The following is a 23,952-nucleotide window of genomic DNA, read 5'->3' as shown; positions in this document are numbered from 1 at the left end:
TAAAAATAAATTCCAATGCTGAAGTGGTGGAATTGGTAGACACGTTGGACTTAAAATCCAATGTCCGTTTAGGACGTACGGGTTCAAGTCCCGTCTTCAGTACACATTAAATCCGTAATACAATTGTTTGTCAGTTGATTACGGATTTTTTTATGTCTTTTTTTTAAAATTGTGTAGGGGTTTTTGTTTGTAACTGGTGTTTTATGTCTTTGAATATGCCTTTTTGTTAAGATCACCATCAATGTACAAGTCTTTCATTTTTTCGAGAATGGTTTCAGGATTCTTGATTTTTTTGTAATGTTTTGGTCCTATGGTGCTATCCCTATCAGTCTTGTCAAAGTTCTCTTTGGTTAATTTAATAAGTAGAGTATAAACATTTTTTCAAGTGAAATGGATTTAAGAAAACTTATGAACCAAGCATCCATGGCTACTTTTTTGATCCGAACATCAAAAGAATAAAAACAGTGGTAGTAAGAATAATAACCATTACATTCTTTAGAGGTGCTCGCTGAAAGTGGTTTATTACATTTGGGGTACATCACAAACCCACGCAATGGAAAATTGGGATTAACTTTCTTGTGTGCTTTTCCTTCTGTTTTATTTTTCCATCGGGAATGTCCTGTACTTTGTTAAAAGTGCTTTAGTCACTAACGGCTAATTAATACCATCCACAAACTGTTCTCTTTATTGGTAATAATAAAGACTGGCGGAATTTCATTTACTACGTTTTTCCAATGAACTAAAGCTGATAACGTAAAATACAAAACCATAACTAATAAAAGTAAATGCTGCGTAATAATTATTCGTATTTTTCCATTATCACTAAATAACAAATAAAGTGCAAATCCTAGTATTGTAATACCAATGCCAGTTAAAGTTTTGGTTAAATCGATTTTCTCAAAAAAACCATAAATAAATAGCGGTAAAAACAATTCCAAATAAATTATAATTACCTAGCCATTGTAAACATTTTCTTTTAATAACAGTTAGCATATAAAATAAACCCTAAACTCCTAATATATAATCTAAAGTACTTTTAAAATTACATCTGTATTTAATGATGTAGTATTAAAAAAAAGGAATAATTAATAATACAAAACTACTTGAAAAAAAAGCCCGATACAAAACCAAGAAAATTTTATTCGAACCATTCAGGGTTTTTTCCCATAACACATTATTGAAAGAAAAAGGAGTATCGCAAATACTATAAATAAAATTAGCTTTTTTAATTAATGATGTATGGTGCTGAAATTATTAAGAACTTTTCAAAACCATTAATTTTAATTAAACTTCTGATTTCACTTAAGACCATTTCATTTTTTATATGTTCCTTAAAGATAATTTTAAGAAGGGCTAAATAACGGAATAAAGCAACATAATTTTCATAACTTAACTCAATTTTATTTTGTGGAACGAGTTCTAAATTCTTTCTATCACTCCTTGTGCAGTCATTTTCTCAATTATAGTAGCCAGTGCAATTAAATTTAAAGAAATAACCGTATTTGAAGACCAAACATCAGGATTAAATATATCTTCATAATACAAATCATATATTTGATTAGGACAATTAGTATCATTTTTAATAATTAAAGCAAGTATAATTGCTACTAAAAATCAGGTTATTGGTAATACCTTATTAGCTTTTAAAATTTTCTTAATTATGGAGTTATTTACTTTATCATGTATTAAAATACAATAACCATAATAGTGACAATGTAGCACAAGATATAATGTATTAATCTCTTTAGGTTTTTATATTGCTATGTGATTTACAGGTTGGTTTAAATAAACAAACGATAAAAATCCATAAAGCTCACAAATAGTAGATATGCCGTATTTGATGATTGCGTTTTTACATTGTTTAAAATGCTCATAAATGCGTGGTCAAATTTTTAATTCAATAAAAAGTAAAGGAACATTGTTTCTAAAAATATCATATAGTAATAGCGCATCATAAAATTGCAAGGCTTTTTTCGGATTGGTTAGAAAGACATACAGTTAATAAAGTGCCAAATTTTTGAAAATCTGTATCTAAACCGTCTTAAAATCGATATTCTCAAATAAAGTTACAGCCTTTTTAAGTTATTACGTTTAATAAAATAACTTTTAAAATAGGCAAGGAATATTACATTACGACTACGCAATAAACCTATTTTAATCTGAAAAAATTCGGCCTCGCCATGCGTTTGTCGTCATAACATACGCTGTAGGTTTTGCTGAAAATACCATCTAACAAAATTCTTATATTGATTGCAATAAGCTGCATAGAATCTAAAGCCTAGATATTTTGCTAGCATATTTAATGTTGTTAATGAGGGATTTGGAGAATTAAAAAAACAAACAATCGCCTTAAGGAATTGTATTTAATTACTGATTATGTATCTGCTTCTATATCAAACTTTTAATAAGCATTATCTCCTACATTAGAAACAGTAATTTTAGATTGTTTTTGAATGTCAATTAAAAGCTGCGTATTGTCTGTAGTCCTAAATGGGCAGATTATGGACTAAACTGTAAATCAAATGTGAGTAAATTTGATTAAATCCAAAACAAAAATAATGAGTTCAATTACAGACAAACCGATTTTATTAAAATCTGAAGATTTATTAAAAGTAGAAAAGTATAGTTTAGCACTTTCAAATTTCATTGTTAAAAGCGACACACCAATAACTATTGGACTTCAAGGGGAATGGGGGACGGGAAAAACTTCACTAATGTCCCTTTTGTTAGAAGATTTTAACAGTAAAAACATAGCCTGCTCTTGGGTAAACACTTGGGAGTACAGTATGTTTAGAGGTGCACACGAAACTACTCCTGGTGTTTTAAGAGGTATGCTCGAAAAATTAAAAATATCTTGTGAAGAGCGTGGTGTATGGACATTAAAAGATGAAAGCAAGGCTAAATTTAAAACCGCAGCACGATTTTTAGGAGGGTTAGCAAATCAAATTGTGGCAAACCAAACAGGAATAAACGTTAAAGATGCACTAGATGATAAAGAAACTCAAGCAAATACTGCTGAAATAGCAGAGATTAAAGCGCTTGTAACTAGCCTAATAAGCGAGTTAATTAATGACACAAGTAACCCAATACAAAAGGTTATTTTCTTTGTAGATGATTTAGATAGAATATTACCGTCTGATGCAGTTGAAGTATTAGAGGCGTTAAAAAACATTTTTGATATCCCTAATTGTGTATTTATTCTTGCTATTGATTACGATGTAGTTGTAAAAGGTTTAGAAAGTAAATTTGGCCCCAAAACCGAAGAAAACGAACGCGAATTTAGGTCGTTTTTCGATAAAATTATCCAGGTACCTTTTTCAATGCCTACGGGAACCTATGATATTGAATATTTTTTAGTTGAAAAGCTTAAGGATTTAGGCATTAGCGTACAAGATGAAGAAAAAGAATTATTTGCTAAAGTAGTTAAATACAGTATAGGGTATAATCCAAGAAGTTTAAAACGCTATTTAAACTCTTTTAGTTTAATAAATCACTTACGGGAAATAGAAGCAGATGATGAAAAAAATGATGCGTCAGATTTTATGTTATTTGCAATTTTAGGGATACAAATTTCCTACCCAAAAATATTTAGACTCTTAACTCAAAAGTCAAATTTTTTAGACTGGGATAAAGGATTTGGGAATAAGTATGGTATAGAGTGGGAGCAAATACAAGAAAAGATTCAAAAATTTGGCGAGTCTGAATTAGTTGATGAAGAATGGGAACAAGTTGTTTGGGGAGCTTGTCAAAGCGATAGCTATTTAAAAGCACGTGCTTTTTCTGTATTAGAGCTATTAAATCTAATACGTGACAAATTTAAAGATAACCTAGAAGACGAGTTAGATGCTGCATTAACATTTGCTTCTATAACCAGTGTTGATGACGATATAGAAACAAAACAAGCGGTACAAAAAGTAGGTAACAAAACTATTTATGATGGTATAAGTTCTAAATTAAATCAATTAAAGGAATATGGCTTTTCTGATGAAGCCATAGAAAACTATAAAATACTATGGGAACCGCTGTTTAATGCAAAAGCTGAAAACTCAAAATATGGTATTTCTTTAGCAAAAACTGGCGCTTCATTTAATGATATTACAAAAGGAAGAGGCTCCCAGCAGTTAATTTACGCAACAAACCCCTCTAAAAAACTATTCGGAATAAGGATTTGGGTAAAATCAAATACAGGCAAAGTACAAACTCTATTTTCTACTTTTTCTGAAAAATACAATTTATCGGAAAGTAAAAATTTATATATCGCTAAAAATGGAGATATGCTTTGTGAGTCTGCATTATGTGGTGAATTAGGTTTACAACAATATCAAGAATTTTTAAGAGAATTAACGCAAATGATTATTGATTAAATTAATTATAACAAAAACCCACAGCATTAAATTAAAATAGCTTTCAGTTTACATTATAATAAAACGTAGAAATAATACCGAAAAACTACGATAAAAAGGAGTAGGTTATAAAAATTATTAAAACTTAAAATTATGGCAACAATTAAAGTAACAAGAGCAAGTTCAGTACAAAGTATTAAAAGACAATTTTCAAAAGAGTTTAGTTGTAATATTCGAATATATAATGGAGCTCGATTTGCAAACGAAAAAGAAAAAATTAGCGATTTGTCTAAAACAGAGGACCCTGGGGGGACTTTAGAACTTGGTCCTAGAAGTCGTGTAGGCAACGTAGAAGATTACTTTATGCAAAAATTTGGGATTAAAGTTCAAGTTTCAAATGCAGACGATAGTAAGTTAGCTAATGATAAAATGACATTAAATCAAGCAGGTAAATTGTAAAACGACCACAAGGAGGGTAAGTTCTAGTTTACCCTCTTTCTGTAAATTTTAAAATTATGACAAGAGAAGTAACTTCCACAGGAACAAAAAAAAATTAAAACATTATATAAGCAGTTTAATGTGTATTTTCCATACTTGAGATTAAAATTGTTTCATTTTTAGCTAGAAAGAAAATTGGGATAATTTAAAAAGAATTTGGAGATATCTTCGGGCTCTATGCACAAATATGCTACACAGAAGCAGATGGTAATAGGTATTACACTTTAAGCGAAGGCTCAAAAAAACTAGCTGCATTATATAAATAAAAAGAAGCTTCAGGATGCAAAAAAGGAGTAATTATAGTTAAAGAACCTACAGCAAAAAAACAAATATTAAATCTATAATTAACACAGATTGAAAATCTATACCGTTAATTGAAATACATTTCAGGTATGATAGAAATAAAAACCTGGCATAAAGAAGTTAACACACATTTTTCTGAATTAAAGTTTAAGCTATTAGTCTAACCAGATTTTTGCAAAATTTAAAAAGTGTAGAACAGTGAATGATTTAAATATAAAAAAAACACCAGCGGTTGAACCAGAAAGAAAATATTTAATAAATAAACATAGTTAAAAACATGGGACTATTTAATAACATAAAAGATCATTTTAAAAACGCTGAATTTAGTGTAGCGCCTAACAAAAAATTAAAAACAATATCTAGAGAATTTAAAACGGCTTTTAATCTTTCGTTAGTATTTTATAAAGGGAGTATGATTGCCGAAGAAACACTCACACTGGCTGCTTTAAATAAAAAGACTACTAAAAATATTAGTACAACCTCTAAACAAGATTTAAAAATAAAAGCGAGTATGAAGGCAGGTGCCGTTGAAGATTTATTTGAAAAAACTTTTGGGGTAAAAGTTCAAATAAAAGATAAAACGGGAAAACATTTAATTAACAACGACCTGACATTAGGTAATGCGGCAAGGCAATAACAAAATGTTTTGTAACAATTGTGGACATACAATTAAGGATAACCCTAGTTTTTGCTCACAATGTGGTTATAAAATAGAGCGAACTTCAATGCCTATTAAAATAAATGGTTAAAGTTATGTTTTCTCTTCTAGTTTGTTAGTAAGAGGATTTTTTTTCATCCGACCGTATAATTCTAGACGGTAATGGTATAACCCATGAAAGGCGAAACAAATATTTAATAGGTATTGATCGCTCTTTTTAATATCAGATGCTAAAAAATTTAAGAAATTATAAAGTAAAAAATTCGGTAAAATGTTTGATTTAAAGACTGTTAAGGAATTAAAATACTACGTGTATTTATTATTAGACCCAGATACAAACCTTCCTTTTTATGTAGGAAAAGGCAAAGGAAATAGAGTTTTTAATCATATAGAAAGTGCTGAAAAAGGGCATTCTGGAACTGAAAAGCTAGAAATTATACAATCGTTTCTTTTAAAAGGGAAAAAAATAAAACATGTAATTGTAAGGCATGGATTAAATGAAAAAACAGCTTTTCATATAGAAGCGGCATTATTAGATACGTTTTATTTTATCCCTACATTTAAAGAGTTTAGAAAAGGTAATATACAAGGCGGTATCAATTCCATTGAAAATGGTTTAATGAGTGCAAAAGAAATAATTGGAAAATATAATGCAACGCCTTTAAATGAAATTCCAGACAACTTTGTCATTATTAACATCAATGGATCCTACGCTAATGCATCAGGAGAAGATAAAATATATTCAGCCACAAAAGAAATCTGGCGTATGTCAGACCCTAGAAACGGAAAATTTAAATATGTATTAAGCGAGTACCGTGGTCTGATTGTTGAAGTTTTTGAGGTAGACCATTGGTATGCCATCAAACGATTTTACAATCCAGGAACTAAAAAAGCAGGTAAAAGCTATATGGGGTATGGGTTTAATGGTAAGGTGGCTCCTAAAGAAATACGAGACAAATACATTCATAAATCTATTGCACACAAGAAAAAGCGCGGAGCTTCAAACCCTATAATGTACAACTTATAAACTTAAAGAAACGATGAGTATAGAAAGTGTAAAGAGACAAATAGAAAGACTAAAAAGAGATATAGATTCTGAAAAAAGAAATATCGCTAAATGTAGGGAAGAAATATCAGATATTAGAATACGCAAAAGTCGTGATTCAGAAAGATACTCTATAAAATTAAAATCTGCTTCATCTACCGCTTCAAGACATTCAATTAGATCACAAAAAAAAAGAGATTGGGATTCCTATGCAAGAAAAATTGAAAGAGAAAGAGATAGTATAGAACGTTGTAGAAATAAAATTAAAGGATATAGAGAGGACATTAAACGATGTAGAGAGCGTATAAAAAGACTGAGATAACCAAATACCGCAAAGAAATGAAACAAAAACTTAAATTTTAATTAGTATCATGATTCTGCTTGACTTTTATTAATTGCGAAAGCAAACTTAATAAATGACTGCTAGTAAAAAGATTGCAGAAAAAATATAAACTAACACGAATTTGGATATTAAATGGTGTTAATAGGAGCTATAAATACACAGATTAGTAAATATTTTTTAAGTTAAAATAACGAAAATTAGTAGTTAAAGCTATTATTAAAATTCTTTTATGAAATATCTTACAAAATCTCTTTACAAACTAGGTTTGGAGTGTCCTAACAAGTTGTATTATACGAGTAACAAAGCGTATGCTAATCAAAAAAAAGAAGATCCTTTTTTAGAGGCTTTAGCGTCTGGTGGTTTTCAAGTAGAAGAGTTAGCCAAATTACATTATCCTAACGGTGTCTTAATTGAAGATAAAAAATCTGATGGAATCTATGACTATAATGATAAGATAGAACAAACTAAAGCCCTTTTAAAACAAACTAATGTTGTCATATTTGAAGCTGCTTTTAAGTTTGAAAACCTTTTTATACGAGTTGATATTTTAGAAAAAAAAGGTAACGTCATAAAACTTATAGAAGTTAAAGCAAAGTCTTTTAATAGTTCGGATGCCCAATATGAGTTTATAGGTAAACGCGGTAATTTAACATCAGGTTGGAAATTTTATTTGTTCGATGTTGCTTTTCAAAAGTATGTTATAGAAAAGGCATACCCTCAATTTAAAATAACACCTTTTTTAATGTTAGCAGATAAAGATAAAACTACATCTGTAGACGGGCTCAATCAATTGTTTAGAGTCACAAAAAAAACAGATAATAGAACTGGTGTTCTCTGTAAAATACATCACTTAAATAATGTTGCCACCGCGTCTGTATTATCTAAAGTAGATGTCACTGAACCAATAAAAAACATTGAAAACGGCAAATTTAGAATTTTAGAAGTTTACAACTTCGAGGAATCTATTAATCTATTGGCAGATTCTTATATTAATAACATCTATTTTGGATACCCATTACAGTTTAATATTTGTAAGAAATGTGAGTTTAAAACAAATAAGGACACTCAACATCTTAAATCTGGGTTTGAAGAATGTTTTTATAAACAATTGGGATGGACCGAGAAAGAATTTAATGAACCAAATGTTTTTGAAATATGGGATTTTAGGTCGTGGGCACGTTTAGAAGAGAATCAGCGACTACTGCTTAAGGATTTGGAAGAAACGGATTTTGGCGATGAAAGACCCAAAGTAGGCAAGATGTCTCGGGTTGAGCGTCAATTAATACAGCGTGAAAAAGCAATTTCAACGGATAATAAACCATATCTTTTAAAAGATGAACTCAAGGAAGAAATGAGTACATGGCAATATCCTTTAAATTTCATAGATTTTGAAACCTCTACTTCACCGTTACCTTTTTTTAGTGGTCAAAAACCCTATGAGCAGGTAGCGTTTCAATTTTCACATCATATTTACTATAATGATGGAACTGTTGAGCATGCAGGCCAGTATATAAATACCAATGCTGGCGAGTATCCTAACATCGCGTTTTTAAGAGCCTTAAAAGAATCTCTTGATAAAAATAAAGGCTCTATTTTTATGTATTCAAATCATGAAAACACGATTATTAATCATTTAGTTGAAGAAGTCTATAATTCTAATTTACCTGATAGAGCAGATTTGTTTGTTTTTGGACAACAAATATCTAGGAGTAAAAAGGATTCGGCTATTGTTAAATGGAAAGGAGGCAGATCAATGATAGATTTATGTAAAGTTATTAAAGATTATTACTATAATCCTTATACCAAAGGTTCTAATTCTATAAAACAAGTCCTGCCAGCTGTTTTTAAGAGCAGTACTTTTATACGGGACAAGTACAGCCAGCCAATAGGTCAGATAGGTCTAAACTCTTTAAACTTTGACAGTAACAAAGTTTGGCTTAACATAATTAATGATGATGTTGAGGATCCATACAAAAGTTTACCAAAAGTGTTTAATGAGTGGGATGATAGCTTTGAAACTATTTCAGAAATAGAAGACATCAACAATGGAGGTGCAGTACTTACAGCTTACGGTAAATTACAATATACCGACATGAGCGATGATGAACGTTTAAAAATAAAAGATGCCTTGCTTCGCTATTGCGAATTGGATACCTTGGCAATGGTTATGGTATATGAACACCTTAAAGAGGTTACAGAATAATAGAAATATGATAACCTTTATGATTGTATATCTTTTAATCGGCTTTTTATAGGTCTAATAGTTAATATCATTTTTTTATGTGTCTTACATGCCGTTTTCCAAACCTCTCGTGTCTTTAACTTTTCTCTTGTTGTATCCATATTATAAATTTAAATAGTGGTTATTTTTCAGTTAAAGTGTCTATACCAGAAAGATAGAATGCTGTTTTATTAGGAATCCAATCAGTTGTTTTTGAATAGTTTATGTTTTGATTTACTCTAATATTAGTCGTATCAAATTTGTACCTTTTAATTATTAAGTCTTACAGGTATTAGTAAATTAATTCTTGTATCTGGAATATTTCCTCATTGACTACCAGATATTGAGTCTGTTTTATAATTAGAATCAGCTACACCATAAATGTCTTTAAAGAAATTTGAACTTTTTAGGTTAAAATCTCAAAGAGTAATTGTTGTTAATTTTCTAGAAAATCGATGGTTTGGATCGAAAATAGGTCAATAATGCTTACACATTAAATCCGTAATACAATTGTTTGTCAATTGATTACGGATTTTTTTATGTCTTTTTTTAAAATTGTGTAGGGGTTTTTGTTTGTAACTGGTGTTTTATGTCTTTGAATGTTCCTTTTAATATATCTGTTCTAATCGAAAATAGCTGATTGAAAAAACCTGAATAGTCTCTTTTTTTCATAGGCTTTCAAGCAGCACTCTCCCCAGACGTGTAAAACCATAAAGATTAAATATTGTTTTAAAATAATATTTAATTATCGTAAAACAATATATTTTTATATATTTGCATCATTAAATTCTATTTTATTCAATGCAAAAGTCAGTTATTATTTCCAAAATCTTGTACTACTTCTCAAAGCTAACAAGTGGTTTATATGTCATAACCGGATTATATGGGTTATTAAGTTGGGTAACAAATACCCATTTACTGGTAAGTAATGATCAAACAATTATTACCTACCCTTTTACAGAGCAGGCGTTTTTAATTTTAGAGAGTCACACAACCTATGTAATTTTCGCGTTTTTAATTCCTGTTTTTGCCTATGGTTTATTTTTTTGGTTACTATCCAATGTTTTTAAAGTTTTTTATCAAAAAAAATTATTCACCTTACAAAACATAGCACATTTGCGGCAGTTTTATCTAGTTAATATCTTTTTGCCCACTTTGCTTACCATATTTATATCGTTTTTTATGCCAATAGAGCGCGAATTATCGTTACTTATTATTCTGCATTTTGTTCTAGGTGTTTTTGTGTTTTTTATGTCAGAAATATTTAGCCAAGGATTGAATTTACAAAACGAACAAGACTTATATATCTAAACTATGCCGATTGTAATAAATATAGACGTGATGTTAGCCAAACGAAAAATGAAGAGTAAAGAGTTGGTTGAAGAAATTGGCATTACCGCCGCAAATTTATCCATACTAAAAAACGGAAAAGCCAAAGGCATACGCTTTGAAACTTTAGAAAAAATATGTAAAACTTTAGATTGCAAGCCTGGTGACATTTTAGACTATGTAGACTAGCGCTTCCTTAAAAAATATCCTATGAATACATTGAATATTAGCAATGTATCCCTTGTGTACAACAACGGATACCAGGCGCTTACTGCCATAAATTTAGAGGTTACAAATGGCGTTTTTGGTCTTCTTGGACCTAATGGCGCAGGAAAATCGTCACTAATGAAAACCATAGTGGGCTTACAAAAACCAACAGAAGGAACCATTTGTTTTAACCACGTAGATGTAGTAAAAAATGCTTTAGAAATACAAAAACAGTTGGGTTTTTTACCGCAATACTTTGGTGTGTATCCTAAAATTTCCGCCTATAATTTATTACAACATTTAGCCAAATTAAAAGGCGTCTCTAACAGGCAAGAACGTCACAATCAAATTTTGAATCTTCTGGACAAAGTAAACTTACTAGATGCAAAAAATAAAGAAGTACATACCTTCTCTGGCGGTATGAAACAACGTTTTGGAGTGGCCCAAGCTTTGTTGGGAAATCCAAGCATTGTTATTGTAGATGAACCTACCGCAGGTTTAGATCCTGAAGAGCGTAATAGATTTAATTCCTTACTTAGTCAAATAGGTGAAGACATTATCGTTTTATTATCAACCCATTTGGTAGCGGATGTGCGCAATCTGTGTTCCGAAATGGCAATTATAAAACAAGGAACTGTGGTAGCTAAAGGTAAGCCAAATCAGTTTATTGAGGCACTACAAGGAAAAATTTGGCAAAAAGCCATCTGCAAGGCCGAACTTAATAGTATGGCGTCCAATTACAACGTAATTAGTAAACAATTTATTGAAAAGGTTATGCATATCACCGTTTATTCCGATACCTGTCCAGCTGGGTTTAAAGCTGTAGTTCCAAATTTAGAGCATGCTTATTTCACCTTTTTAAATAACGTAAAATGAAAACGGTTTTTCTAAACGATATTTTAGGTGGGCTAAAACAGATAGCTATTCAATGTGCTTTTTTAACCTATTTGCTACTTGGTTTTTTTGCAGGTTTTAAGTTTCATATTGCTGTGGGTGAGGGTATTGCCATCAATGCGCCTTACTCGGTTGGTTTTATGACGGGTTTGTTAAGCTTAATGGTAATTTTAATGGCTACTTTGCTCGCATTTTCAATGCTTTTTAAAGAACAAGACGCCAATTTTAGTTTAATAGTTTTTACAATGCCCTTAAAAAAACGGGACTTCGCTTTGGCACGTTTTTTATCATTCTTCCTGTTAACGGTAATGAGCTTTTTTATTTTAATGTTAGGTTATGTTATTGGGTTGTCCTTTAAAACAGATGCGGATAAACTAGTAGGGTTTCATGTATGGCATTACGGGTACCCTTTTCTCGTATTTGGCGTTGTAAATAGTTTCTTTATATGCAGTATCCTGTTTTTTATTGCCAAAAAATTTCAGAATAAATTATTGGTGGCTGTGGCAGGTTTAATGCTTTATATTACTTATATGGTAGTGCTAATGTTTTCTAATGCGCCTTTTATGGCACAGTCATTACCGCAGTCTTTGTGGGCGCAAAAAATAGCTGCTATTACAGATGTTTTTGGCTTGTCGGCTTACTTTTATGATGCCAAAGACTTCAGCGTTTTTGAACGAAACCATCAGGTGGTACCGTTTCGTGAAATTCTTTTGGTAAATCGGTTAGGTGTTGTTTTTCTGTCTGTAATTTTCGTACAATTGGGTATTAGGGCTTTTTCATTGCTGCCTGTTTTTAAGCTGAAGTTTAAAAAGAAAGCTTTAAACATCAGTACCTTTAAATCCAAATTTGAAGATGTGCCTTTTGCTACTGCGAATACGGTCTTTAATTCACAAACAAGACAAAGCGCTCTATTTTCTTTTGTAAAAACAGACCTTACGTACCTCTTTAAAAGCATTCCGCTTATAATAATATCTGTTTTGCTTTTATTTTATGTGGGTGTGGAAATGTATGGCGATATTGATATGGGTATTAGGCTGCCACAACAATATGCCAGCTCTGGTTTGTTAGCCGAAACCATAAATAGCACCTTTTATTTTTTGGGAGCTTTGGTTGTAGTTTATATTACAAACGATGTATTTTGGCGTGCTGATGCCAGTGGCTTTTCAATACTACAAAATACTAGCTATTATGCAAAAGAGCGCATACTAGGACACGGTGTAAGCATGGTAGTTGTAATTATGTTTCTAACCAGTTTATTGATATTGGAAGCTATTGTTTTTCAACTTTTGTTTCAATATTTTTTTTTAGATTGGCAGGCTTATTTAGGAGTTTTTATTTTCAATACCTTACCGTTAATACTCCTTGCGTTAATCCTTCTATTTATTAATACTTTAAGCAAAAGTAAAGCCATTGCATTAGGGGCGTCCTTATTGTTTTTTATTTTGTGTGTTACGCCTATTTCCAAACATATTATACCGAATCCATTGTTAAGGTTTTTATCCGGTTATTCGGGTACTTACAGCAATTTTATAGGTTACGGACCATACTTAATGTCGTTTGTTTTTAGACTCATTTTTGGATTTTCCTTGGTAGCTTTTCTGTTTTTTATTTTACGCAGCTTTAAAGCTAAAACCATAAAATTTAGCAAGCTTATTGCTGCCACAATTTGCCTCGTTTTAGCAATTGCCACGGGGTATGCTTTTTTAGATGGTTATGTTCCAAAAGATAAAGCAACTGCTTTACTTAAGCGCGTTGCTTACGAAAAAAAATACCGCAAATACCAAAACCTACCCCAGCCAACAATTAAAAAGGTAAATACAGAAATAGATGTATTTCCTGAAGATAGGGCATATGCTATAAAAGGTACTTATTGGTTGGTTAACCAGCATAAGCAAGCTATAGATTCTTTACTTATTAGCCTTCCTGAAGCTTTCGAAATAAAATCGCTTGTTTTTAGCTATCAGGATCAATCGATATCGCTAGACACCACAGTTTCTGAATTGCAATTAAAGGAGCCGTTAAAAGCACAGGACTCGGCAAAACTTGTGTTCAATTTAGCTTACAAATGGTTTCCGGTAAATGGTCATGATTCTTTTAATGCTGTCATTAATAATGGGTCCTTTATGCGCATTAGTCGTTATTTTCCGCAATTTGGTTATGATGCTAGCAAAGAACTGTTGGATAAGTCCGTTAGAGAACAACATGCACTAGGAACGGCAACAGCCCTAAAACCATTTAATGCGGTTAAAACCTATACCGACGATTTTATTGCTTTGGATATGCTTATTTCAACAAATGAAAATCAAATAGCTATTGGTACTGGCGAATTAAAAGCGCATTGGCAAGATGCTAACAGGAATTACTATGCATACAAAGCAGACGCGATACCTTTTAGGTTTGCATTAGCATCGGCTAGGTATGCCTATAAAAAGTCATATTACAATGATATTGCTATTGAGGTTTTTTACCATCCGTTGCATGAAATTAATGTGGATCATCTTATAAAAAACACCAAACTAACTTTAGACTATTGTATTCAAAACTTCGGTCCTTATCCTTTTGACGCTGTTCAGTTTGCCGAAGTATCGTCTTTTACCCAAGGTTTTGCGGGAACGGCTTATCCTGGTGTAATTTTTATGACAGAACACATGACCTTCCATGCTAATATATCCAGGAAGCCCAATCAGGATGTTATAAATGAATTGGCAGGGCACGAAGTAGCACACTTTTGGTGGGGCACCAATCAAATTGATCCCGATTATCGTGAGGGTTATGCTATGCTAACCGAAAGCTTGGCTATGTATACAGAAATGATGCTGTATAAAAAAATGTATGGTAAGGATAAGATGCTAGAACGATTGGCTATACACAAGCAAATTTATAATGCCGAAAAGGGTTTTAATGATAACTTGTCTTTGTTGAAAGCTACCAAAAACAATATATTTATTTCATACTCGAAAGGCGCGGTTGTTTTTGTAGAATTAAGTGAATTACTAGGAGAAGAAAAACTAAATGAAGCCTTGCGAAATTTTTTAAATAAAAATGCATATCCAAATGCCAAGCCAACCTCAACCGATTTATTAAAAGAAATTTTAAAGGTGAGTGATGCCCATTTTAAGGATAAAATTTTGACTATGTTCAAGTAAAAACGGTTTCTACAAAACAGGCTGGAACATTACCAAGTCCCGAAGAAAACGAGACAGTTTTACGCCAAGTTATGCGTTCTTAAATTTCCACTATTTAGACGCCGTTTTGTAGCTTCTTTTTATGCGGATAATAAATTTAACACCTAACAAGAAATAGCCCTATTTAAAAACCCAATTTTACAAGAACCTCTTTGGAGTAAACACATCATAAATAGCTATAATTTAGATGGATTCCCCTATTTTTTCCTAACAGATAAAAAGGATATAGAAAATAAAGATTTAAGAATCAGCTAACCAACTAACGACCGTAAAAAGTACGCTGCTGTAAGTAATTAATTAAGAACCTTATTTGTTCTCGTAAAAAGCAAGTTTATTTTGAAGGCTTTGAACTTCGCTCTGAAGGCGTTCCATTTTGTCTAGTAAATTGGAAATAGCATGAATGCCTTCAATGTTTATATCCATTTCAAAATGAAATCGAATTAATTTTTCTACAGTTTGTATGTCGGTTATAGGAATACAAGGTTGTTCAAAATCTCTTCTAACGGTTACCAATTCCTGTGCTTCTAAATCTAAAATAAACGATTCTGGAATTTTGTGGTATGTGCAAAACTCGGCAATGGTTATAACGTTTGGTGTTTTCATATATTAGCGTAGTTTAGATAATTCTGTAAATAGTTCTGTTTCTTTTTCGGTCAGGTTTGTAGGCAGTTTTACCTGATATGTAATGTATAAATCGCCAAATGTATTGGCTTGCTTGTAAACAGGAAAGCCTTTGCCTTTAAGTTTCACGCGAGTGCCTGGTTGTGTTTCAGGTTTAACGGTTAGTTTTACTTTACCCTTAAAGGTGTCTGTTGTAATGTCTCCTCCTAAAAGTGCGGTGTACAAGTTTAAAGTAACCGTGGTGTGTAAATCGGCTTTATCGCGTTTAAACTTTGTATTGTTTTGTATGGTAAACTTAATGTATAAATCGCCGTTAGGGCCCTTGTTTACACCTGGTCCACCGTGTCCTGTAATTTTAATTACCTGCCCGTTTTCAATTCCTGCAGGAATGGTAATTCTAATATTTTTACCATTTACAGTTAAGGTTCGTTTATGACTTGTATAAACATCGTTTAAGTCCAGTTGCAATTCCGCGTTAAAATCGGCACCCCTAAATCCTGCTTGACGCTGCGAACCTTGGGCTGCGCCTCCAAACATCGATTCAAAAAAATCTGAAAAATCGCCTTCGTAAAACGATTCAGAGCGGGCATGCTGTTGCTGGTATGCCTTACCTGCTTGCTGTTCCCTTTTTGCCTGTTCGTATGCCTCTGCGTGTTGCCAGTCTTTACCGTAGTTATCGTATTTTTTTCTGTTCTCCGGATTGCTTAAAACCTCATTGGCTTCGTTTATTTCTTTAAATTTTTTTTCAGCCTCTTTATCGCCCGGGTTTAAATCTGGATGGTATTTACGAGCTAATTTTCGGTATGCTTTTTTGATGTCCTGTTCGGTGGCATCTTTAGAAAGATTCAAAATTTTATAATAATCTATGAAAGCCATAAGCGCTAGGGAATAAGTTTAAAAAAGACGTGTCGTAAACGGTATGTTTTTAAAAATTACCGTTTCGCATTTATCAGAGTCGCGTGTTTTTGTAGTAAGCTAGTTCCTTACAGTCCCTGCTAAAACAAAAACAATCTGCTTGCTTAAAAATAGAGATTTTTATGGAGAAAAGCTATCGCAGAAGGGTAAATATTTGTTAATGTGATAAATATCATGCTGTAATAACAACTTGTTTCTTAACTTTAAGGAACTTAATAACATAATCCTATGAGGCCCATATTAATACCAACCGATTTTTCTGAAAACGCGCTAAACGCCATAAAGTTTGCTTTGGAACTTTTCAAATACGAACGCAGTGCTTTTTATTTTTTACATACCTATGAAGATCGGGTGTATAATAATCCCGATTTAACGCGCGGCAACGTTCAGGAAATTTCCGATGCCGTGCACGCCCAAGTAATGGAAAAACTAAATGACACCCTGGAGTTTGTAAACAAGATTTCGCCAAATCCGCGCCACGAATATCATATTGTAGCTGCTAATAATGCATTGGTAGACGAAGCGGATAAATTGGTAAAAGCCCATAATATGGATATTATTGTAATGGGAACACGCGGGGAAACCAACGATCCGAAAGTGGTGTTTGGAAGCCATACCTTGCAGGTTTTAAAATATGTTCCTTGTCCTGTTTTGGCTATTCCAGAACATTATAAATACACGCAACCCAAACAGGTGCTGTTTCCAACCAATTTACTAATTCCGTACAAACGGCGCGAGCTAAAATTACTTTGCCAAATGGTAGCACCGTATCGGGCCAAAATAGATGTGCTATACGTATCTAAAAGCAAGCAATTGTCCTTGCGCCAAGAAGATAATTTAAATTTTATAAAAGACGTAGTTTGCAAAAATGATATTAAATTAATTACCGATAATAACCCAGACGTAACAACAGCTATCGAGGCGTATTTAAAAGCCAACAAAACCGATATGCTTGTTATGGTAAACACCCGGCAGTCCTTTTTTGAAACCATGCTTATGCAGTCCGCTGTTGCCAAAATGACCTTACATGTTGGCATTCCGTTATTAGTAATGCAAAATTTAAGACGCTAATACCTTTTAAATAGTATTTATTATGAAACATATTTTATTACCAACAGATTTTTCGCCAAACGCCTATCAGGCTATAAGTTATGCTTTACAGCTTTTTAAAGATGAGGTTTGTACCTTTTTCTTATTACATACCTATACGCCCGTTGTTTATAACGCCGATTATATGCAATCTGCCGCCGCACAGTTTGAAATTATGGATGCTGTAAAAACAGCGTCTTTGGATGGTTTAAAACGTGTGGTTAATAAAATTGAAGCCGATTTTTCAAATCCCAAACACCACATAAAAACCCTGTCAGCTTTTAATACCCTAACACAGGAAATTAAAAATGTGGTTTCAAAACATCATATTAATTACGTCGTTATGGGTACCCAAGGCGCTACAGGAGCGAAAGAAATTTTATTTGGTTCCAATACGGTTCACGCTTTTAAAGATGCTACTTGCCCTGTTTTAGCCGTTCCTGCAACCTACAATTTCCAGAAGCCAAAGGATATTCTATTTTCTACGGATTATGAAATTACCTACCAGGACAAAAACATACAACCGTTTGCAGAAATTGCTAAACTTCATGGCGCCAAGCTTCACAGCTTACATGTGTCGTTTGGGCACGAGTTAACCGCCCTTCAAAAAGAGAATAAGGCAGCTTTACAAACAATGTTATCCGGATTAGCACATCAATTTCACAATGTGCGGGATGAGGCGGTTTCTAGCGCTATTATGGCTTTTCAGAAGGAAACACCGGTACAAATGTTAGCCATGATAAATAACAAACATTCCTTTTTTGAAAACTTGTTTTTTAAATCAAGAATTAATCAAATAGGGTTTCATATAAAAATCCCGTTTTTGGTTATTCCTTCTTACCGGTAACTAGATGCCTTTGTGTTTTTAAAGGGTTACCATAAAACCAGGTTTCTAATAAGGTAAACAAAACCAATAAAAACCTTCAAAAAGATGAAACGAATAATTTTACCCACAGATTTCTCCGCTAATAGCAAACATGCTATGAGCTATGCGTTGCAATTTTTTTCGAATGAAACCTGTCATTTTTATCTGCTTCATAGTTACGAACCGGTTGCAGAAAACATGAATCATATGCAAATTAGTGCTGCCACTTTTAATGTTGAAAAATCGGCTAAAGCTTTGTCTGAAGAAAAACTACATGCATTACAGGTACATTTGGAGCAGCTTAATAACAATCCCAAACACAGTTTTGAAACGGTGGCATCCTTTAATATTTTAACCGATGAGGTTAATTATTTAGCTGATACCAAAAAATGCGATTACGTAGTTATGGGTACCAAAGGAGCAACAGGGGCTAAAGAAATTTTGTTTGGCTCTAATACGGTTCAGGTTTTTAAAAAAGCACCTTGCCCCGTAATGGCTATTCCAGAGGTAGCTGTGTATACAAAACCAGAACAGGTGTTGTTTCCAACAGACTTCGAAATTCCATACACTACTCAAATGTTACAGCCCGTATTAGAGATAACTACTAATTGTAATGCCCAACTTCATGTGTTGCATGTTGCTAGTAAAACAGCGCTAACCACAGAACAAAATAGGCAAAAGCTAACATTACAAAAACTATTAAAACCACTGGTTAACACATTTCACGAGGTTGAAGAAACAAATGTTTCTGCAGCTATTTTGAGTTTTCAAGAAACACATAGTACGGATATGCTGATAATGATTCAAACAAAGAAATCCTTTTTCGAAAGTTTATTTTTCACTTCTACCATTCATCATATTGGGCATCACATAACAAAACCATTTTTGGTAATTCCTGTTACACTTTAAAATGGGGTTGCAGTTAAGCGGTTATAGATAGTACTCTAAACAAAAAAAGCACACCAAATAGGTGTGCTTTTGTAAAACGGTTTACGGTTAATTAGTTTCCTCCCGTTAATTCGTTAGCTTTGTCTTTTACTGAATTTGCAGCGTCTTTTGTAGCTTCTTTAGCATCATCCATAGCCTCGTTTACAGCATCGCCAGTTTTTTGTGCAGCATCGTCAATGGCGTCTCCAGCATCTTCCATAGCATCTTCAACATCGTTTGCAGCGTCTTCCATAGCGTCTTGGGCATCGTCAGCAGCTTCATTAACAGCTTCGCTAGCCTCGTTCATTGTTTCCTCTACGCTGTCAGCTTTATTTTCATCTCTACAAGATGTAAACGTTACGCCTAAAGCAAATAATAATGCAGCGCTTAATACTAATTTTTTCATTGGTTTTAAAGTTTTAGTGTTTATTTAACTAAGCGAATTTAACAACAATTTATGGAATTAAACAAAAAATATTAACATTTTTTAACATCCATCCGTGTTTTCGCAATCGGTTTATATACGTATGTAGTTTACAATCTGGACTACTGCACCGGTATTTTTTTTTATGTAGTTAAAATTTTGATTACCAGATTCTTTTGCTAGGCTTGGATTGTTTATGAATTTATCGAGTACGGTTTTAAGCATCTTTTTATTGCTAATACTTACCATACCGCCTGAAGCAATCATGTGCGAAGCTTCTGGGAATTTGCTGTAATGTGTACCAATAATTATGGGGATACCAAAAACAGCCGGCTCTAATGTGTTATGCAAACCTGTGTTCCCCATGGCGCCACCAACGTAAGCAACATCGGCATACTGGTATATTTTGCTTAATAGGCCAATGGTATCTATTATAAAAACAGCTTGTTCGGCTAAAGGGGCGTTTTCTTTTTCTGAATAAAGCACCGTTTTTTTCGTTAGCGCACTTTGTAGTTTTTTTATTTGTTGTGGTTTTATATTGTGCGGCGCAATAACAAACTTCAGGTTGGCTGACGCCTTATTAATGTAATTAACTAAAAGAGCTTCGTCCTCGGGCCACGTACTACCGGCCACTATGCATAAATTATCTTGCTTAAAGGCTTCAATAAAGGGCAATTGGTTGTTTTGGGAAAGCTGACTGTAAACACGGTCAAAACGCGTATCGCCTGTTAGGGTTGTTTGGGTGTATTGAATGCGGTTTAGCAGCGTTTTAGTTTCGGCGTTTTGTACAAAAATATGCTCAAATGCAAAAAGTGCTTGGCGCATAAAACCCCCATACCATTTAAAATAAGATTGGTTTTCTCGAAACAAAGCCGAGATAAGCAAGGTTCTGTGTTGCCGTTTTTTTAATTCTAACAGGTAATTTGGCCAAATATCATACTTTACAAAGAGCGTTAAATCGGGTGCCACTAAATTTAAAAACCGTCGGGCATTTTTGGCTGTGTCTAAAGGTAAATACACCACAATATCCGCAATGGGTGAATTTTTTCGAATAGTGTATCCCGAAGGCGAAAAGAAAGTTAATACTATTTGATGGGTAGGATATAATTGGCGCAATTCCTTAAATACAGGAAGCCCTTGCTCATACTCTCCCAAGGAAGCGCAATGATACCAAATGGTGCGTTTTCCTTTATCTAATTGGTTTTCTAAAATAGCAAAACTTTGCGATCGGCCAGTTACGCCTTGTTTAATTTTAGCACTAAATAAGGCTATTACTGGCAATACAAGCTGCGCTATAAAAATGGCTATGTTGTAAAAAAGTTTCAATACATGGTATTTGGGGCTAAAATACATTTCTTTGAAATAATTTCATTGGTTCGCGTTAATGAATTTCGTAATTTCGTACCATATGAGAAAAATACAAATGGTGGACCTTAAAGGTCAATATAGTGGTATAAAAGACATTGTTAATCCGGATATTCAGGAAATAATAGACAATGCTTCTTTTATTAATGGACCAAAAGTTCATGAGTTTCAAAAAAATCTTGAAACCTATTTAAATGTAAAACATGTAATACCTTGTGCCAACGGCACAGATGCCCTGCAAATTGCCATGATGGGCTTGGGTTTAAAACCCGGCGATGAGGTAATTACAGCAGATTTTACCTTTGCAGCAACTGTAGAAGTTATAGCACTTTTGCAATTAACACCGGTTTTGGTAGATGTAAATCCAGATGATTTTAATATCAGTATTGAAGCTATTAAAAACGCCATAACGCCCAAAACAAAGGCAATTGTGCCTGTTCATTTATTTGGGCAGCCGGCAAATATGGAGGCTATTATGGCGCTAGCTGAAGCGCACAATTTATATGTTATTGAAGATAACGCGCAGGCCATAGGAGCTAATTTTACGTTTAGCAATGGCCAAAAAGCCAAAGCAGGTACTATTGGCCATGTTGCGTCTACCTCGTTTTTTCCTTCTAAAAATTTAGGTTGCTACGGCGATGGCGGCGCTATTTTTACCAACAACGACGAATTGGCTCATACCATTAGAGGTATTGTAAATCACGGCATGTACGAACGGTATCATCATGATGTAGTGGGTGTAAATTCGCGACTAGACTCCATACAAGCAGCGGTGCTAAATGCTAAATTACCGCATTTAGATTCCTATAATAAAGCCCGACAAACGGCGGCCGCAAAATATGATACCGCTTTTAAAAATCACCCGAATATTGAAACGCCTTACAGAAAAAGTGCTAGTTGTGCTGGAAACTGTGATACTTGCGATTGCCACGTATTTCACCAATACACCTTAAAATTAAACGGTGTAAACAGAGATGGTTTAGTTGCATTTTTAAACGAGAATAATATTCCGTGTGGTGTGTACTATCCAATACCGTTGCACAAACAAAAAGCATATCAAGATGCCCGTTATAATGAAGCCGATTTTCCAGTAACAAACGATTTGGTGCAGCGTGTGATATCCTTACCAATGCACACAGAATTGGACGACGAACAAATTAACTTTATTACTTCCAAAGTTCTAGAATATATTAATGGCTAAAATAGTTGTAACAGGAGGTTTAGGTTTTATTGGTTCGCACACGGTAGTGGAGTTGCAGCAAGACGGCTTTGAGGTTATTATAGTTGATAACCTATCCAATTCCTCTATTAATGTGTTAGAAGGTATACAGAGCATTACAGGCAAGACGGCTATTTTTGAAAAATTAGACCTTAAAAACAAATCAGCGGTTCAGGAGTTTTTTATAAAGTATCCAGACATTTCAGGCCTTATTCATTTTGCAGCAAGCAAGGCAGTTGGTGAAAGTGTTCAAGAACCCTTGTTGTATTACGAAAACAACCTTAATACGCTTGTTTACGTACTTCAAGAGCTGGTTAAAAAACCAGAAGCACATTTTATATTTAGTTCTTCGTGCACCGTTTATGGCCAAGCAGACGACATGCCCATAACCGAACAGGCCCCAATAAAACCAGCCGAATCTCCTTACGGAAATACCAAGCAAATAGGAGAAGAAATAATTAAGGATACCTGTAAAGTTAAGCCTAATTTACAGGCTATAGCCCTGCGTTATTTTAATCCAATTGGTGCGCATCCTTCGGCTAAAATAGGCGAGTTGCCAATTGGTGTGCCTCAAAATTTAGTGCCTTTTATCACGCAAACAGCGGCCGGTTTACGACCTAGTTTATCGGTGTTTGGTAACGATTATCCAACACCTGATGGTACGTGCATTCGCGATTATATACACGTGGTCGATTTGGCCAAAGCGCATGTTGTAGCCTTAAAAAGGTTGTTGCAAAAAAAACATGTCACCAACTTTGAGACTTTTAATATAGGTACCGGCGTTGGTAGTTCTGTTCTTGAGGTTATTCATGCCTTTGAACGGGTTTCTAATCTTAAATTGCCATTTAAAATAACCAATAGGCGCGAGGGCGACGTCATTACGGCGTTTGCAGACACTACAAAAGCAAACAATATTTTAGGCTGGAAGGCAGCATCCTCTTTGGACGACGCTATGAAATCGGCTTGGAAGTGGGAGCAGCGCTTACGTAATGCATAAAATACTAGCGTTTTTACAAAAAATTGGATTTGTAAATATGGTTTGCTTACCTGTTTTTTAGGTAAGAAGGCGCTATTTTGGTTATTTCATATATGTTAACGCAGCCCTGTTATTTTTACACATATAGCAATTATAAGCCGCTATGTTTACGGTATTGGTAGTACGCTATTGATTTTCAGTATTTTATTAGAAGCTTTTTGTTTAAAAGCCAAATCATTTGTACCTTTGAGTTAAATGATACGAGATAATATGAAATTGATTACAGTAAAACGCGAGACGAAAGTCGAAAAAAGGTTCACACCAAAAATGGGTGAATTACTAACAAAAGTAACGTACATAAGGAAGCACATTTTAAGTATTCCAGTACAAACATTACACAAATACCGTGAAACCTATTACGGTAAAATTAAAGATTGCGATTCCTGCGAATTAGCACGTTAAGCATAAAAAAAGGACTTAAATTATTTTAAGTCCTTTTTTTATTTCTTCTGTTTATATGCAAAA

At 33.5% G+C, this 23,952-nt stretch carries 21 protein-coding genes and 1 tRNA gene; 18 read left to right on the top strand and 4 right to left on the bottom strand.

The window, feature by feature from the left end; translation table 11 throughout:
* Positions 1-17 precede the first annotated feature (17 nt).
* The 12 genes from ACFSQP_RS09345 to ACFSQP_RS09290 all read left to right on the top strand — a co-directional run bounded on the left by ACFSQP_RS09345 (position 18) and on the right by ACFSQP_RS09290 (position 14,987).
* Positions 18-102: transfer RNA gene (locus tag ACFSQP_RS09345), tRNA-Leu, on the top strand.
* 2,456 nt (positions 103-2,558) lie between these two features.
* The gene (locus ACFSQP_RS09340) at positions 2,559-4,364 is read left to right on the top strand and encodes a KAP family P-loop NTPase fold protein (protein ID WP_376893748.1); all 1,806 of its coding nucleotides are present in this window, start codon (positions 2,559-2,561) and stop codon (positions 4,362-4,364) included.
* Positions 4,365-4,496: 132 nt separating this feature from the next.
* The gene (locus tag ACFSQP_RS09335; protein WP_376893746.1) at positions 4,497-4,802 is read left to right on the top strand and encodes a hypothetical protein; all 306 of its coding nucleotides are present in this window, start codon (positions 4,497-4,499) and stop codon (positions 4,800-4,802) included.
* Between the two features lie 619 nt (positions 4,803-5,421).
* Positions 5,422-5,781 carry a hypothetical protein gene (locus tag ACFSQP_RS09330; RefSeq protein WP_376893743.1) on the top strand — a complete coding sequence of 120 codons (360 nt, stop codon included), beginning with the start codon at positions 5,422-5,424 and terminating at the stop codon, positions 5,779-5,781.
* Positions 5,765-5,893 (top strand): zinc-ribbon domain-containing protein, encoded by a 129-nt coding sequence (locus tag ACFSQP_RS09325; RefSeq protein WP_376893741.1) that lies wholly within the window; start codon positions 5,765-5,767, stop codon positions 5,891-5,893. Before ACFSQP_RS09330 ends, ACFSQP_RS09325 begins: the two co-directional genes overlap by 17 nt.
* 180 nt (positions 5,894-6,073) lie before the next feature.
* Positions 6,074-6,829 carry an LEM-3-like GIY-YIG domain-containing protein gene (locus ACFSQP_RS09320; RefSeq protein ID WP_376893739.1) on the top strand — a complete coding sequence of 252 codons (756 nt, stop codon included), beginning with the start codon at positions 6,074-6,076 and terminating at the stop codon, positions 6,827-6,829.
* Positions 6,830-6,842: 13 nt separating this feature from the next.
* Positions 6,843-7,169, top strand: coding sequence for a hypothetical protein (locus ACFSQP_RS09315; RefSeq protein ID WP_376893738.1), 327 nt, complete (start codon positions 6,843-6,845; stop codon positions 7,167-7,169).
* A gap of 250 nt (positions 7,170-7,419) precedes the next feature.
* On the top strand, positions 7,420-9,393 hold the full coding sequence (locus tag ACFSQP_RS09310; RefSeq protein ID WP_376893736.1) for a DUF2779 domain-containing protein: 1,974 nt from the start codon (positions 7,420-7,422) through the stop codon (positions 9,391-9,393).
* A gap of 819 nt (positions 9,394-10,212) precedes the next feature.
* Positions 10,213-10,722: a DUF2975 domain-containing protein gene (locus tag ACFSQP_RS09305; protein ID WP_376893734.1), complete on the top strand. Its 510-nt coding sequence runs from the start codon at positions 10,213-10,215 to the stop codon at positions 10,720-10,722.
* 3 nt (positions 10,723-10,725) lie between these two features.
* Positions 10,726-10,929 carry a helix-turn-helix domain-containing protein gene (locus ACFSQP_RS09300; RefSeq protein ID WP_376893732.1) on the top strand — a complete coding sequence of 68 codons (204 nt, stop codon included), beginning with the start codon at positions 10,726-10,728 and terminating at the stop codon, positions 10,927-10,929.
* A gap of 21 nt (positions 10,930-10,950) precedes the next feature.
* Positions 10,951-11,823: an ABC transporter ATP-binding protein gene (locus ACFSQP_RS09295; RefSeq protein WP_376893730.1), complete on the top strand. Its 873-nt coding sequence runs from the start codon at positions 10,951-10,953 to the stop codon at positions 11,821-11,823.
* Positions 11,820-14,987 carry a M1 family aminopeptidase gene (locus ACFSQP_RS09290; protein WP_376893728.1) on the top strand — a complete coding sequence of 1,056 codons (3,168 nt, stop codon included), beginning with the start codon at positions 11,820-11,822 and terminating at the stop codon, positions 14,985-14,987. Before ACFSQP_RS09295 ends, ACFSQP_RS09290 begins: the two co-directional genes overlap by 4 nt.
* A 345-nt stretch (positions 14,988-15,332) precedes the next feature.
* Here the strand turns inward: ACFSQP_RS09290 and ACFSQP_RS09285 are convergent, their stop codons facing one another.
* A complete protein-coding gene (locus tag ACFSQP_RS09285) occupies positions 15,333-15,629 on the bottom strand; it encodes a chaperone modulator CbpM (RefSeq protein WP_376893726.1) in 297 nt (98 codons plus the stop codon).
* A 3-nt stretch (positions 15,630-15,632) separates the two neighbouring features.
* Complete coding sequence (locus ACFSQP_RS09280) at positions 15,633-16,523, bottom strand: DnaJ C-terminal domain-containing protein (protein WP_376893724.1); 891 nt, start codon at positions 16,521-16,523, stop codon at positions 15,633-15,635.
* A gap of 267 nt (positions 16,524-16,790) precedes the next feature.
* Here ACFSQP_RS09280 and ACFSQP_RS09275 point away from each other — a divergent pair, with 267 nt between their 5' ends.
* The 3 genes from ACFSQP_RS09275 (at position 16,791) to ACFSQP_RS09265 (ending at position 19,425) form a co-directional block, all read left to right on the top strand.
* Positions 16,791-17,633 (top strand): universal stress protein, encoded by an 843-nt coding sequence (locus tag ACFSQP_RS09275; protein ID WP_376893722.1) that lies wholly within the window; start codon positions 16,791-16,793, stop codon positions 17,631-17,633.
* A gap of 22 nt (positions 17,634-17,655) precedes the next feature.
* Positions 17,656-18,498: a universal stress protein gene (locus ACFSQP_RS09270; protein ID WP_376893720.1), complete on the top strand. Its 843-nt coding sequence runs from the start codon at positions 17,656-17,658 to the stop codon at positions 18,496-18,498.
* An 84-nt stretch (positions 18,499-18,582) separates the two neighbouring features.
* Entirely contained in the window at positions 18,583-19,425 is an 843-nt protein-coding gene (locus ACFSQP_RS09265) for a universal stress protein (RefSeq protein WP_376893718.1), read from the top strand.
* 91 nt (positions 19,426-19,516) lie between these two features.
* Here ACFSQP_RS09265 and ACFSQP_RS09260 read toward each other — a convergent pair whose 3' ends face one another.
* The gene (locus ACFSQP_RS09260; RefSeq protein ID WP_376893716.1) at positions 19,517-19,849 is read right to left on the bottom strand and encodes a hypothetical protein; all 333 of its coding nucleotides are present in this window, start codon (positions 19,847-19,849) and stop codon (positions 19,517-19,519) included.
* 111 nt (positions 19,850-19,960) lie between these two features.
* Positions 19,961-21,193, bottom strand: a complete 1,233-nt coding sequence (locus tag ACFSQP_RS09255) for a 3-deoxy-D-manno-octulosonic acid transferase (RefSeq protein ID WP_376893714.1) — start codon at positions 21,191-21,193, stop codon at positions 19,961-19,963.
* A gap of 82 nt (positions 21,194-21,275) precedes the next feature.
* Here ACFSQP_RS09255 and ACFSQP_RS09250 point away from each other — a divergent pair, with 82 nt between their 5' ends.
* The 3 genes from ACFSQP_RS09250 (at position 21,276) to ACFSQP_RS09240 (ending at position 23,889) form a co-directional block, all read left to right on the top strand.
* Positions 21,276-22,433 carry a DegT/DnrJ/EryC1/StrS family aminotransferase gene (locus tag ACFSQP_RS09250; RefSeq protein ID WP_376893712.1) on the top strand — a complete coding sequence of 386 codons (1,158 nt, stop codon included), beginning with the start codon at positions 21,276-21,278 and terminating at the stop codon, positions 22,431-22,433.
* A complete protein-coding gene (gene galE / locus ACFSQP_RS09245) occupies positions 22,426-23,448 on the top strand; it encodes a UDP-glucose 4-epimerase GalE (protein ID WP_376893710.1) in 1,023 nt (340 codons plus the stop codon). The genes ACFSQP_RS09250 and galE overlap by 8 nt, the downstream gene beginning before the upstream one ends.
* Before the next feature lie 249 nt (positions 23,449-23,697).
* Positions 23,698-23,889 (top strand): hypothetical protein, encoded by a 192-nt coding sequence (locus ACFSQP_RS09240; RefSeq protein ID WP_376893708.1) that lies wholly within the window; start codon positions 23,698-23,700, stop codon positions 23,887-23,889.
* The last annotated feature ends 63 nt before the right edge of the window (positions 23,890-23,952 follow it).

This window comes from Bizionia sediminis, assembly GCF_042684585.1.
Classification (GTDB): Bacteria; Bacteroidota; Bacteroidia; order Flavobacteriales; family Flavobacteriaceae; genus Algorimicrobium; species Algorimicrobium sediminis.
The sequence above is the reverse complement of the archived record's forward strand: the minus strand, read 5'-3'. Positions and strand labels throughout refer to the sequence as shown.